Origin of the sequence: Phaeodactylibacter xiamenensis, assembly GCF_000759025.1 — a bacterium.
GTDB classification, from domain to species: domain Bacteria; phylum Bacteroidota; class Bacteroidia; order Chitinophagales; family Saprospiraceae; genus Phaeodactylibacter; species Phaeodactylibacter xiamenensis.
In genome coordinates this window covers 146,821-162,020 of record NZ_JPOS01000082.1, presented here as the reverse complement: position 1 = coordinate 162,020, position 15,200 = coordinate 146,821, and the positions used below count along the sequence as shown (strand labels likewise).

The 15,200-nt window shown below is 46.9% G+C and carries 4 protein-coding genes; all 4 read right to left on the bottom strand.

The features are described 5' to 3' along the window. Window positions 1-174 precede the first annotated feature (174 nt). Window positions 175-11,691, bottom strand: coding sequence for a PKD domain-containing protein (locus IX84_RS22580; RefSeq protein ID WP_044226205.1), 11,517 nt, complete (start codon window positions 11,689-11,691; stop codon window positions 175-177). 103 nt (window positions 11,692-11,794) lie between these two features. Next, window positions 11,795-12,922, bottom strand: coding sequence for a phage tail protein (locus IX84_RS31395; protein ID WP_160213886.1), 1,128 nt, complete (start codon window positions 12,920-12,922; stop codon window positions 11,795-11,797). Between the two features lie 64 nt (window positions 12,923-12,986). After that, window positions 12,987-13,772 carry a helix-turn-helix domain-containing protein gene (locus IX84_RS22570; RefSeq protein WP_044226204.1) on the bottom strand — a complete coding sequence of 262 codons (786 nt, stop codon included), beginning with the start codon at window positions 13,770-13,772 and terminating at the stop codon, window positions 12,987-12,989. 513 nt (window positions 13,773-14,285) lie between these two features. Then, window positions 14,286-15,026 (bottom strand): helix-turn-helix domain-containing protein, encoded by a 741-nt coding sequence (locus tag IX84_RS22565; protein ID WP_044226202.1) that lies wholly within the window; start codon window positions 15,024-15,026, stop codon window positions 14,286-14,288. Window positions 15,027-15,200: the final 174 nt, after the last annotated feature.

Genomic DNA, 15,200 nt, shown 5'->3' with positions numbered 1-15,200 from the left:
TCAAAGGCAGGAAACAGCGACTTTCCCGAGTCAGCAGACTCATGGCTTTTTCAAAAATAGACTTTTTTTCATGACTTCGTGTTTCTAACATTCTGATTACATGCTTTTAAATCATTTAATTAGAAAAATACTCCTAAAAATAAATTGCCTTTTATCCCTTTCATTGCCAATACTTTAAGGCCTTGGCGTCTGCTTGACAATTGGCAATGCCAGGTGATGCCCCTTGCTGCTTTCCAAACGGATCAGATACGTGCCATCCGCCAGGTCAGGCAGCAGGCGGATCGTTTGCTCACCAGCCTGCCAGACTTCCTGCCGCCTTTCCAGGGCTTGCCCGGAGATGGATAACAGTTCAAGCGTATACTGACCGCTGTAGGGCAGGTGGAGCTGTATATCTATGTACTGCCCAAATGGATTGGGTGTTGCCTTCAGGCGTAGCTCGCCCTCCGGAAGTTCGAGTACCTGTGTGGCAGCATCTACCCACAGGTCATAAAGCCCCTGGCCTGTACAGCCTGCAAGGTCGGTACGGGAAAGAATGGCCTGATAATGCCCTGGCAGGCTATACTGATGCTGTGGGCTAACCAGGCTGCTGCTCTGTCCGTCCCCAAAATTCCAGGCGAAAGCACCTGTGGCTTCTGAGGGGCTGAACTCCACTTCTGTTTCTGTAGTCACTTCTACGGCCGGCTCCACCGTAAAGCTTGCGTCAGGTTGGTATACCTGTACGGTAGCTTCCAGTGGCTCAGACTCACAGCCCCGGTACAACGTTTTAGCGTAAGCGGTATAAGCAGACTGAATGCCCTCTATCATTAACGTAGGAGTTTCCTGTAATAAGTTTCCATCGGCTGTTTCCCAGCGCACGGAAGCTTCCTCATTCGGAGCCTGCGCATAGAGCACGACATCCGTACCCCGGCAGACCGGATTGTCAGCTGACCATTCCACTTCCGGAGCTGGAATTTCCACCTCAAGATTTTCAAGGGTCACGGTATCCGTGAAGGACAAGCCATTTGCACCGGTAATGGTTACGGTATAATCACCGGCGGTCAGGCCTTCCAGAGAAGCCGTATGCGCGCCGGTATTCCATTCGTAGTTGTAAGGTGGCTGCAAGCCACTGACCATGGTGATGCCCAGTGTACCATTGGCATCTGCGGCACAGTAAGTGCTGCTTTGGGCATAGGTAGCGCTCATGGACTGCGCTTCGAAAACGAAGGGTTCTACAAAACTACCTTCGATGCCGTTGGGCTGGAAAGATAATTGCTGTGCGGCCAAATGAACCCGGTCCGTGCTGGCATCGTACATGAGGAATTCGACTGTTTCGCCAGCCTGCGCGCCGTAGACAAACAGCGGTGCCCGGTAAGCATTCAGCGCTGACACAAAACTCACCGGCGCAACGCCCCGGCATTCGCCATTGACGTAGGCAGCTACCCGGTCTCCTTCGTCCAGACTTATTTCTCCGCCAAATTTCAGCATTGAAGTAATTACCATGCTGGAAGGATAAGCGGAGGGGTCAATCAACCAGGTAGTGGGGTCTGCAGGCGTGAAGAGCGGCGAATTACTGCCCATGCCATCGCTAACAGGCTCAGAATTCAGCGGTGTGGTTGCCCCCTGGTAAAGTAACGGACCTGCTTCTCCCACCAGTATCTGATAGGCAAAATTGGGGCGCATCACTTCCATACCAGGGGCAAAAAGCCATTTCATTAATCCTTCATTGTACTCAGCAATCATGTTGGGTGGAAGGTTAAGGGCTACCGGATCCTGTGGAACCGTTTGCAGGCGGTCGCCATCACGGATATTAAAGAGATTGAATGCATCATTAATCCCGACCGTATCCTGTAATGGATAACCGATCTGATTCCAGCCCTGCTCCAGCACTATCGGACCGAAAGTTGCATCACGCCCGGTCACCCGTATCGTATCATCCAGACCGCCCAGGTATAAAATATAGCCCTCTTCTGCCTTAATGCTGTCAAGGCCATTTGTACTAATCCAGCCTACTCCTTCTACATAGCCAGCTGAGGACAATTCTGTCTTTATGATGTCTCCGTTTTGCAGTGACTTCAGCTCCCGGAGCTGTTCACCCACCGACATATCGGTTTCTCTATTATTGAAGGACAGCCAGGTCAGCCCACCACCCCCATCGCTCTCTCCATTCACTGGGATGTAGCGGGCCCGGTCGCGGACCCGGTCCACAAGTAGACCCTCTGGTTGACTAAAGGAACCTACGAGGGTCGTTTGGTCAAAAAAGATACTGTCAACCGGATAAGCATTATACTCCTCGCCGGGGTCAGCGTCCCACACCCTGAATTCGAGCGGCTTCCCGATATCCTCCGGATTGCCATATACCAGCATAAAGGCCGCGTATTGACCAGTTTGCGTACTCGCTATCCGTGCCACGCCCCGGATTTCATTACCAATCCAGGCACTGAGGACGTCCATGGTATCTCGGGAAGGGGCATTTCCAGGAGGTTGGGTATACTGATAGTTCGCGACCACCTGCATAGAATTGGAATACTGCGACGGGTCCACCTCCCAATAAGGCGGACGAGCCAGTACATTGACTTTGATCCGGATATTGTCAACACCTGCGTTAGCCAGGTTAGAGTTGGACACTACGCTCAGCACAACCGTGGTATCCCCTACCGGTAACAAGCTGCCATTGATATTGAATTGAACAGGCAGCCCATCAGAGGTAGAGACTATACCGTTAGGAGGAGTAGCCTGCAGCCATGGAAGCCCCACAAGTTCAGGAATAGAGAAGCCAATGGTCGCTCCTGCCCCTTGATTAGTATTGAATAAGACCGTATTGAGTATCCCCTCGCTATCCTGATAAATCGTGGTTTCCAGGAAGGTGTCCTGCACGAGAATATCTCTCGCGACCACCCGGAAATCCCATTTGAAAGTATCTATGGCCGGTATGGTATTTCCATTGGCATCTAATGTTTCCTGTACAATACCCTGAGCGTTTCTGAGCAGAGGGAAGGGATTTCCAAATTCATCACGCAACCCGGAAACCTTAATAGTCAGCAACTGATTATCAAAGGGCTGCAACGTCTCAAGCAGGGAGGAAGGTGCGAGTGGGAGAAACACCAGTTTATTCTCGGTCGGATCACACCCAAAAGTGCCAGGAACAGTGTCCTGCGCTAATTCGTTGACGACTATAAATGAAGCTTCATTCAGTGTAGCACAGTCTATTTCTCTATTGACCTTCATGCTGATTTCATCGCCAACCTGCCAGACCAGATCGGAAGGTTCAAAGAGGGCAAATGCTTCGCTCGCTTGTCGGCGGATTTGCCCGCGGATGATATTGGATTGAACTACGCCATCGGTGCCACAAGCAGCCACAGCTCTAACTTCATAAATACCGTCCGGATACTTCTGGTTTAAATCCGTGATGTCCCAGGTGAAAAAGAAACGGGGAGATACCCCCGGTCCAAAGTTCTCCATGTCGTAATTCAGCAGGGAATCCTTATTGACGATATAGCGGGGCTCGAGTTCAGTGAACGGTATGATTTCCCAACCCGAGCCATCACCGATACGCCGGTATTCCAGATAGATTTCCTCCAGGTTGGGATTTTTGGAATCATAATCGCCCACTTCCAACACGATCGCCTCCCGGCTGTCTGCCTGGAAAGGATTGCGGCGTGTGATGAGCCAGTCGTTGCCTGGTGAGGCTATACTAATATTGCTGCAAGGAGATTTGAAGTAGGCACTAACTACCACCGTATCCCTACCATCTGGTGTAAAGGTGTCTCCGTCGGCGCAAAACGGTCGCATTATGATCTCGACATTCTTAACTTCGTAACCATTGAAAGGCCGGTTTACGGTCAGGGGGAAAATCAGGGATTGCCCTGCATTGACGAAAGTAAATGCTTGACCGGATGCATCTCCTCCTCCTATCCCTAAACCATTGATCTTAATTTCTGCGCCATTTTCGTTACTAGCTGCATTATGATAAACGTAGAGATCTCTCTGCTCACCAAATGGGTTCAGATTAGTGAGCTTCACGTAGAAAGTCGCGGGTACATTTGGATTAAGCTCCCGCTGTTCCAGAAAATCAAATGAGGACTGCGTCACTGGATCGTTTAGAGAAATATCAAACCGGTCACGTAGTATAGCTCCGGCCTCAGGAGGACAACTAGAACGCCCACCAAGGAGCTGGAAATATGGTGTATGACCAGATATCCGACCAGATATTGAAGTAACACTGAACTGGTCGCCGGGGTCATCATCGGTATAAGTATAGGAAACCGTAGATTCGGTTGTTATCTCCTCATAGCGTTCATCGGACCACTCAAAAGCAGAATTGAAAGTGGCGCCGACTCTACCCTCGCTGTCAGATACCTCTGTAACTAAGCCGAGTCCGGCAGATGCTGAAAATCCTAGAAGAACACCAGCACTGATTGAAAAATTCAAGTACCCTTTCTGGGTGAATTTTGAGCCGCGAGACCGCACTGAAGTTGAGGATTTTTCGATAGTAACACCCGCAGAAAACGTTGTATTCTCGACATTGGTAACAACAGCGCTCGTTGGCGCCTGTGCCACAGCATCCGGTATTTGTGAAGTAGCGATTTGCAGAGAGTCGAGATAATAATCTACAAGTCGGGTGGACCGTTCGTACTTCTCAGCGACACCTGTATTAAAAATCAGAGGCTGAAGACCTCGAGTCAACGTAACAGAGTCCTGCGCAAGAAAAGTAACTACGGCGGGATCAGTACAGAATAAATCCTTAGCGGCCTTGGCTTTATTTACGCGATCAGCAAAATATGTAAAATGTTGAGAACCCGGTACCCCATTATTACTCAACACCAGATCACCACCAACTTTTTTCGCAGCTTGCCAAAGTTGAGTGGCATTGAGGACCTCTGTACAAAAATTATGATGAGGCAACGACGTTCTGCCGTGGTAATCCAGGACCAATTCCCAGTTTTGGGCACGGGTCTCTAGGTCTTTTATTGCTTCAGTTGGTGACTTCTCCACTCCTGCCTCCTGTATCACTAATGATCCAGCCCTCACAGAATCAGCTTGCGCTTTCAATTCCTTCGCAATTTGTTTGATTTGCCCGACCGTGTAACTCCAGTCGGTTTTAATTGCGTTGGGCTGAATCGATAGCTCCTGGATTTTTTGAAAACTACAACTCTCCTCGCTAAACGAGATCCGCTCGGAAAGCCCATACTGAATGGCCATGCCTAAACCCACCAGTACATCTGCATCCTCACCAACAAAGTTAGATGCACTTGAAGTAGATATAGTTTGTTTAGTGGTGAAGGACAGGTTCACCGATGACTCATCCGTTTCGCCGCCGCCGCCGGCAAGTTGGGCATCAATATAAGCACCTACTCCTCCCACGGTGAAAGCGGTTTCCAAATCAACACTGCCACCAAGTTCGAAGCCGAAAGAATTCGACAGAGACTTCGTAATGGTTGTCCCTTCCTCTATTGAGCTAAAGCTGCCATCACCCGGAGGGTCCCGCAGGATCATTACGGGCAATTTCACCTGTCCATCCTCATCAATATCAACGATAATGTCACTGCCTGGCAGTGGTGAAGAGCCAATTACAACCACCGGAATGGTCCGCTCAGCCAGTAAATCCCCCTGGCCTGAGAAATACTGTACGTTTATCCCCTTCCGGTACGGGGAGACTAGGTTTGGGGTACCTCCAATAAATTCATGCCGTTTAAAATCACCAGTAGATGGCTGGAAGGAAAGCGTATCAAGGGAATTTTTGAGTGCAGCGCTATTATTGACAATTAGATAGCCTCCCTGTACATCGCAATCCACGCCCTGATGAAGTTCAGTAACACTTAAATTGATATTGTAGGGCATATTGCTATACAGAAAGCGTGGCTGAGAAGGATCGCAGGTAGGGCGCTGTCCGAATTCATTGGCTATGGTAATCGTTGCGGGTTTGTGGTACACTAGTTCCCGTTCTATCAACGAGTCTGTGTTAAGTTGAACAAAGTTGCCAAGCTGATTAAAGCCCGTGTTTTTCTGATGAAAAGCTGCCAGCTCAAGGTTGAAAGGCCGATTTTCCAGGTAATCAACAATCAGGTTATTCTCCAGCGTAAGGGGTGCTGCGCTGACTACTCTCGCTACCAATCCATCCAATGGGGGTAAATCTATCGTTACCCGCCCGTTTAGGGCGGTTTGGCGTATCCGTTTAAAGCAACCATCCCGAGTAGAAACTTCGACATCAAAGCGGCCATTGCTGGACGCTGCGAATCCGCATATGTTATTAACCGCTACTTTAACCGGATAAGACAGCTGATCTTCAAAATTTATGATTGTCTGCTGGGGCACAGGAACACTAATAATATTACTTGAGGTAGAGACAAAATTATGCAAGACGCGGCTTTCATTCGGCGTGCCCTGATTTCTTACAAAAATGCTATCCGCCACAATCTCAATACGAGTAAGCCCCTCCAGATAAGGATTAAGAATCAGGGAGTACTGCCCATTCTTATCCGTTTGTCCAGTTTCTACCACCACTATGCTGTCAGACAAAATATGTCGTGCCCGGACCGTTATGCTGTCTATACTGCAGTTCGTATTGGCATAGTCAATACGGCCGGTGGCTACATAAGCAGTCGTATCAAAGAAGACTATGTTAGACCGCAGGTTATTCTCTGGAGAAAGATTAAACGTTTGCTTCGGCTTAATAAAACTATGGTTTCTGAACTTTACCCCCAGTTCATAGGATACTGGTTCTTCTCCAATATACATTCCGGGGATAACAAATTGCCCGGAATTATCAGTCTCAGCAACATAGGTATACAACTGCCCTTCCACAATACCGCTAGCAGTCAGCGATGCACCCGAGACGGGGGCATTGCCCTGTGATGTTCGCACTTCCCCTTCAAGCTGTCCATTTCCTTTGGAGAAGCCCACATCAGATTTTCCAGAATCAAGGGTGCCGTTAACTCTTGCCCTAACCGTATAAACGTAAGGTCTTCCAGGCACTCCCTCGCTGTCATTAAGAAAGAACTCATTGGGTTCAAGATTAGCAATTATTTCCTCATCACGGTAAACCAAGAATTCAGAAACACCAACGCCGTTGTACTCCCAACTTATACGAGCTCGATTGGGTAAGGTGCCTCTCGTAGCAGTTACGTTGAATAAACTGGAAGAAGAACCGCTATTCTCCAGTTTACCTATACTTTGGCTTGAGCCATTGGAATAATAGTATATTCCGTTAATCAGGCGATAACTCCTAAGTGAGTAATTGAAAATAGTGTTGGGCAGAGGGTCGTATGGAAAAAAGACGTCTCGGTATGTTCTGGATCCCGCTGATGAGATAAGGAATGAGTCCTGATTACTACCAATGTTTCTAGTTAATAAGAATCCATCCACATTACCTGCGAAGTCCATTGACCAGTTTAAATCCACCCAAGTGGGGTTACCCGTAGTTCCACCAAGGCCCTGAGGGTCCGGAGGGCGAGGATAGATAATTTGAACCATAGCGGGCTCCGATTCAAAAGAATTTCCATTTATTTTCTTCACCGCAACAGCGTTGTACGTATAAGTAACCCCGGGCTTAGGCGCCTTATCTACCTCTTCAAAGGTTTGAACCTGACCGTTATAATTATAAAAAATGGTATTAACATTTTCAGTAGGCTCACCCACAGCACTACGAGTTATTTTAAACTGACTTACGCCAGCTGCGCTGTAATCAAAGGATAGGACTGCTGAGCCAACCGTGGTATTTGCAACAGCCTGAAGATTATTGGGCGGCAACAAGGAAGGAAATTGTGCCTGCACAGTAGTTGGACGGGATTGATACACCATGTTTTCTCTGCTCAACAAGGCAACTACACTATACGTTGGGGTAGAGTTTGGAAAACCCTCCGTATCATAGTAGCTCCTCGCATTAAAAGGCACATCAGCTACCGGTATCTCATCTCGAAAGATACGGAAGCCACTGACCACATTACCATTATAACTCCAATTTAATCTAACCGCATTGGAATCAGCAACCGGGGTAGCGGTTAGTGGTACGGGCCGGGCAACCTCCGGGAAGGTAACAGTTATACTTTCCGGCTGGGAAATATCCTGCCGCCCATTTGAAATACGAACTGCACGAACTTCATATTGATAAGTCTGATCAGGTTTTCCCTGTGTATCTACGTAAGCAAGGGAGTCTCCCCGCAAGGTTTGCTTCACGGGCAAGCCATTTCGGCGCACCTCATAGTAAGCAACCTTATCATTATTATGACTCCACTGCAGCTTCACGGTATTGTCCCGATAATTCAGATTGGGGATTGCAGATAAACAGCGTACCGGAGGCAAAGTTGGGTAATCCACTCTACGTGAACGGGCACCTGCTTCTGCCTCTGAAAGCCGACGGCCCTCTTTCAACAAATAGGGGCTGCTTACGTACGGGTAGGAAGCACCGCTGATGCCTGTACTATCCATATAAAATGTACTTTTGTTTGCGGAGATTTCCAGGGCATCTAGCTCTGTAAGACCTCGGGAGACAAAAGCCCCATCGTATTTTCCTTCTGATAAAGAATACGAAGTAACCACCGCCTGCTCCTCCGGGAATACGTGCAGTTGAAAGGCAGTCACCAGCGCAAAGCTGTCCTGCCTTGGTAAAGGCGGGACGCTAGCTACCTCAAAATTGTCTCTGAATAAAACCGTCCGGTTGCCGGTAGTCAGTCCACCTCGCTCCACTGACGCTAACTTGTGGCTTCCACCTTCTCCATCAACCAACAACTTCCAGTTGCCGGTACCAACTTTGTCGTGTAGCTGAGCCAACCGGAAATAACCCGAACTATCCGTAAAAGTGCGCAGTAGCAACTGATCCCCATTGTTTTCATCCACCAAAGCTACCATAATGCTGTTGCGATCATTGGTATAACGACCAGAGAGAACTTGCCCATGCAGATAGGCCGTACCCCGCCGCTGACCAGTGGTGTAAACAACCGGAGACAGACTACCTTCAAAATTGGCCTGCAGGCTGTACAGGTGGCGTACTCCAGGTTCCGCAGTATAATCGTAGTAAGACCTGGCTGTATTAGGCATGGTATCCAGCAATACGCCATCCCGATAAACGTAAAAGGTAGAAAATATGTAGTCCGGGTACTGCCATTGGAGTCTAACGTGCATAGGGACTTCACAGGAAGCATCAAATTGGGTGGGCGCTTCAAGCGATAAATTGCTTTGACTGGCCACGCTGCTCGTACCTGCTGCCGGGTCACTCAGTTCGGTACCGCCCGAAGTATGGCGGAATGCCTTTACTTCTATGTTAACAGCGGCTTGACCTTCTTTTATATTAGGAGTATAGTATGACAGGGACTCAAAGGGTTTAAGCGTATCGAATGGCTGATTATTAGCGGTAAGTAAAAATCCGTCAAAATTTGCATTATTTTTACTGTATACTCCGTCAATTTCTACCTTTATTGTACCTGGAATGGCATTATCAAGGCCCACCATTTGAGGGGCTGAAAGCGTCGGGAAATCAGCAGACTCGGCAACTGAAGGACCAATGAATATGGTATCCGGAGTAGATAGAAAAGGCTGTACCGAGTAAGTAACCATTCCTGGTACGCCCTTATAATCCCGGAAACTATAATCCATACCTTGCTTTAGTACAGTTTTTATGGGCTGACCGTTCCTGGAAACCAAAAAACCTGTGACATTATCGAAGTCCTCCGCACTTGACGGCCAACTCCAATTCAATAGCATAGCATTGTTCGGCTGTTCAGGCGTAAGGGTAAGCACAGATGCTGGCTGAAGGGCAGGAATAATCAAAGGCCCTGCGGAAGAAGGCACCGACTCCAGCAATGAGGGACCTTCATTTGCTTTTCGGTAGGCTGTTAGCAAATAATCATAGGACCGGCCTGGCTCAGCGTAGTAGTCATAGAAAAAGCGGTCATCCGGTCCCAGGACCGCCAGCAGGCTCATGTCCCGGTAGAGACGAAAACCGTCAATATTTGATGACTCATGCTGCCACACCATCGTCATTACGGCATCGCTATTAACATCATAATCGACGATACCCTGAAAGCTAGACGGAGCTGTAACCATTGGCATTGTATCCAGCAGCACACGGCTGCCAGTAACAATAGAGTCTCCTTTAAATCCATAGGCGACGATCCGGTATTGATAAATATAACCTCCACTTCCGCTAGTATCCACCATTTGCAGCGGCACAGGTGACTGATCATCCGTGATATCGATCAGCTGCCCTTCCCGGAACAGCTGGAAATGCAGCGTATCTCTTAGGTTACCGGAAGACTGATAGGACCATCCAAAAAATAAGCTATCCAGACCTGCTACCGTGGTTATGGTATCGACGCTAATGCTGCCATCAGTTGCTATTGGGTAGTTTTGACGGGCGGTGAAATGCAATGTACGGCTTAAGGGCTCTTCGTTTGCAAGGGTATCGCGCAGTTGCTGCCCATCAAAATTAAAGTCTGCAACATCAATAGGGCGTACCTCGAAAATAGATCGCCTGCCGAAGAATACGTCCGTAAATTCAAAATATCCGAGGTAATCCGTATAAACTGTATCGCGCAGCGTATCCGGCGCCACTGCCGCACTGTAAACAACAGGAATATTGGCTATGCCTACCTGAGTCGGTGTGCGCACAAAGCCACTCACCAAGCCTACCGGTGACAATTCTATCGTCGCTGTAGCTCGGGCAGCAAGTTGATCCGCTTCATTAAGTACAGATATTTGGTAGCTAGAAGGAATACCAAAAGTTGGGACCCGGTCTACAAATGTAGTGGCAATGCTGTCCAGGGTAGCAATAAGTTCTCCATCCCTAAGGATAGTTAGCCTCTGCCCAAAGGTGCTTACATCAGACCAAGCTAAGTTAACCACCCGGTTATTAGGGGAGGATACATTTAAATTTATTGATTTAGTGCTTCCCTCATCACATACCAACTCTGGCAAAACGCGGTCGAGCTGATCATTGAAAGTCTGGATACAATAATTATAAGTGAAACCATTATTCAGGTTGTTGGGATTGTCCTGCGCAACTTCATCGACGAAACTGTAAAGCGTATCTCTTTTGATCGTGCCTGGCAAAGCTGCAATTAGCGTGGAGTCTCCGTTGCGCTCCCGAAAAATCAATATATTACTGGATAACTGAGACTTATTGACCCAACTCAATTCCACCCGTCCGGGGTGCAAAGTATCCGAAGCAATAAAGTTTTGCGGAAGTTGAAACAACTCAGACCGGCAAGAGGTAGTCAGGCTGGTGCACGACATATCACCATTGCCACGAATAAATAAATTGAGCGTATAATCAACAGCACTGTCCGGACCGACAAAATGCCGGTAGCTATCTGTTAACAAACCATTAGCATCGTAGATGATATCGGAGTAAATCCGCTCGCCGTTGCCAAGCACCTCCAGGAGAATGCCATCCGGATAAGTCTGGCAACCTTCCTCAAACACCTTAAAACATTCCTCCTTTATGCTCCATGCCAAAGTAATAAATGCATCAGATGAGTCGATCACCTCGAAGGTGCTCTCCCGGGTCAGGGTAGACAGATTTGGCTGTATGGCTCCTGGATAGATAGTACCATTGCAAGACTGAGATATGAGGTAAATGGGGCTGCCTATCGCTGCCGTCACCTGCCCTTTGTTTGTAGCAGATACCGCCGAAGCAGCATTAATGGCGGTTTGTGACTGGGCGGTAACAGCGATAAATAGCAAGAAAATAATCAGACAGGAGTATAATTGATTCCACATGAGAATTCAGTTATTTAGTCATTGACAAAAAGTAGAAGCCGGATTAGACACCGATACAGTCAGCCTCACCCCCCTCTTCTTAAATCAGCTAATGACAATATCGTCACGGTCGCACCTTGATAATAAAGCTCATGGTCAGATAGGGAGGGAGATTCGAAAATGGGGTTGGAATTACATCTCCATAATTATCTGTAGCTCCTTGTATATTAAACTTATGAGTATGTTTTCCATCCGTAGTTGTCTTTGGGCCGGGAGTTATATTATTCCAGCTGGGGCCCTGATTGTCATCATCGCCCATAATTGAAACAAATCCATTACCATTTTCATCTGAACTTTTCGGATAATCCAGTTTATGACTATGTTCACCTGCAGAATCAGTCTCGATATTAAGGATATTTATTCCATGTCCATGCGAAGCAAGGTTTTCAGGCTTAAGGGTAGATGACTTGCTCCCACCAGTCTTTCCTGTGGTGTTGAACTCGGTTTGCTGATTATCAAATCCAACTGGAAAGCGTCCTTTTAAATTGGGAATTAAGAACTGCCCGCCATTACTCCCGTAAGTAGTACCAATAACAGCGAACAATTCCGGGTATTGTGCCTGCTGTAATGGACGACCGTCACAAACAAGCCATCCATCCAAATTAGCATCAACATATGCCGAAGGTCCTGCGAAGGGAAGTACTGTACCTACAGGCAAAGATAAGCCACCAAGAAAGGAACCCGATACAGAACTAGCCATGTCTGCTGTGGCAGCACTTGTGGCACGGTTAGCTGTATTGGAGTGCTGGGCATAAGGTACGCTAAGCAGGGGCACAGCATCGCCAAAAATATCGTAAGTGCCATCCTTTTCCAGGTCTACCTCTTGTTTGACAAAGTACGACCCGTTTTTCCAGTCTATATTAGTAAATACAGATCCAGGGCTAGGGGTACCTCCACCAATATTGAAGCCCATGATACCGGCTGTTGTCGTGACAACATCACCATGGATTTCCTGGTATTCGACGGTTCCGCTTGGGCTGTTTTTCAGAATAGATATACGTACAGCTATATTCTGGCTTGATACCAGGTTGTTACTAGCATCTCTAACTACTGCCTGATAACTTATGCTATTTGGCACCTGGCTGTAAAGGATGGAAGGCAAGCCTAGCAACGTCACGGTTAACAACGCAACAGAGAAGGCATGTAACGGACAAAAAGAACAGATGCCCCTTGATAGGTTTGGGTTTTTCATAAGATTGTTTATTTTGATTTGCTTCTCAAAATTAGAAGACATGATTGAATTGAAACCGCACAATTCATTCAATTACTCGCACAAATTGGGTATACGATAAACCCGCTTTCCTGAATTGCCTGGGCGTAATCCCGTGAACCTTTTTAAATTGCCGGGCTAGGTAGGTTGAACTTGAAAACCCACAGGCGTAAGCAATCTCTGTAATATTTAGCTCATCTCTCTCAGCTAGCATTATTCCTGCCTGCTGCAATTTGCAAAAAGCTATAAGTCGACTAGGGGACTTTTCAAAGGTTTCCTGGACCTTCCGGTAAAGCGTGGAGTGGCTTAGCTTCATGTACCGGCATAATTCCTCCACGTTGAACGAAGGCTGCACTTCAAGCAAATGCTTTATGGCTGCTAATAATTCCTTTTTGAAATTGGCACCCTTTTCTCGCTGCAGCGGTCGCAAGTTTACCAATTGAATTACGGTTTCTATAGCTAGGACCAACTCCACTTCTTCAAATGAGGACTCAACAAAGCTGATTACTCCGTGTAACCTAGCTCGCAACCGCTCATCTGTATTAGTTTTCAATTCATACCCAATAATTGGTATCTGACAGTCAACTATGGATTTAGCTTTTGCCAAATAGCTAAGGGCTATTCGCCCTACCAGTACTAAAACATCATATTTTAATATCTCGCGAAGGTTATCTGGAAAAGTCAGGTCTAAAACATCTGCTTCGTAGTTCTTTGATAAAAACTCTTTGACCTTCTCCAAAACAAGCTGGTTTGAGCCTATTAGCAATATCCAACATTTAGCCCTGCTGAGTTGGCTATCAGCAGAGACCTCTTTGTTGTTTAAGCTATCCATGTATGCAGTAAATGTTCAGCACAATTGCGTGCTGGTTAATTAAAAGAGAATAAAACAATTCTAAATGGTTCCTCAATGCTTTGAAAGCATTTCAATTGCCCTTACATACCGTGAAGAAAAATTCCGGATTATTGGAAGGCAAACCAGCAGAACTTTTCGATACGCCAGTACTGTTTACCAACTTTAAGGAATTCTCTACATTCCACCTGTTGAAAAACAGGGCCGACATTCGTAAAGCTGGAGCATTAAAATCGTGGTTAAGGTGCTAAGTAGAGGTTTACTTGTTTTGATTTGTCAGGAGACATCTTTTGGATGCAAAATTGAGTCCTCTCTAGGGGGCAATCGTTTTCTAAAAAACCTCTGTAAACAATTGACAACTAAGACTTTTTTGAAAGCCCTGGGTTTCTTAACCGAACACTACCGCTGACCAATCAAAATTAGAATATATTATTACTTTAAAGCCGTACAAATCATTCAATTATTCGAATAAATCAGGCAAGCAACAAACTATATTTACTGAACTACTTGGTTTATTCCAGTAAAATTGTTTAAATTTCGTCGCGCGCGGTAGGTTGTACTTGAAAACCCACAGATGTAGGCGATCTCCGTAATATTCAGCTCGCTTCTGGCTAGCAATATTGCGGTCTGCTGCGACCGGTAAGCTGCAATAAGCCGGTTTGGAGATAGATTGTAAACCTCCCGAACCTTCCGGTATAGCGCGGCGTGGCTTAGTTTCATATTCTGTGACAAATCCTGAATGCCGAATGATGGCTGTTCTTTAAACAGATAGCCCAGGGCGGCTAACAGTTCTTTCTTAAAATCCGCATTCTGCTCTTTTTTCGCTCCCTGGTTTGACACCCAGGACAATACGTTTTCTATAGCTATAATCAACTCTGTTTCTTCCGGTGAGCGGTTAACTAAACTGATGACCCCTCCTGCCCTGGCTTGCACCCGCGCATCTGCATCAGCCTTCAATTCATACCCAATAATTGGGGTTTGCGAGTCTGCCAGTAATTTTACTTTTTCCAAATAGGACAGCGCTGCCCGCCCCACCAAAACGACAACATCATGCTTTACACTTTGCCGCGGCATACCTGGGACAGTCAACTCCCAGATTATTATTTCGAAAATATCTGGCAAATGCGGTTCGACCTGCTCCAGCGTTGACCGGTCTGCCACTGCCAGCAGTATCTGAAACCTGACCTTCTTTGATCGGCTATTGAATGCCCCCCTTATGTTGCCTGCGTTTTTCATATGCTTTGCTTTTTACAGAGCAAGAGCCAGACTTTCCAATACATGCTATAGCTTGCAAAACGACCTGTAATAACCAGGGCTTCACAAGCATTTGACGATGTAGAGCTTTATTTAAAAAGAGGGAAAATGGTTACCACACTGCCACTACCAAAACACCAGATTGGAGTTAATGGC

What these genes read in the sequence shown, in the direction of transcription:
- IX84_RS22580 (WP_044226205.1), bottom strand. Translation starts at nt 11,691, where the DNA reads ATGTGGAATCAATTATACTCCTGTCTGATTATTTTCTTGCTATTTATC.
- IX84_RS31395 (WP_160213886.1), bottom strand. Translation starts at nt 12,922, where the DNA reads ATGAAAAACCCAAACCTATCAAGGGGCATCTGTTCTTTTTGTCCGTTA.
- IX84_RS22570 (WP_044226204.1), bottom strand. Translation starts at nt 13,772, where the DNA reads ATGGATAGCTTAAACAACAAAGAGGTCTCTGCTGATAGCCAACTCAGC.
- IX84_RS22565 (WP_044226202.1), bottom strand. Translation starts at nt 15,026, where the DNA reads ATGAAAAACGCAGGCAACATAAGGGGGGCATTCAATAGCCGATCAAAG.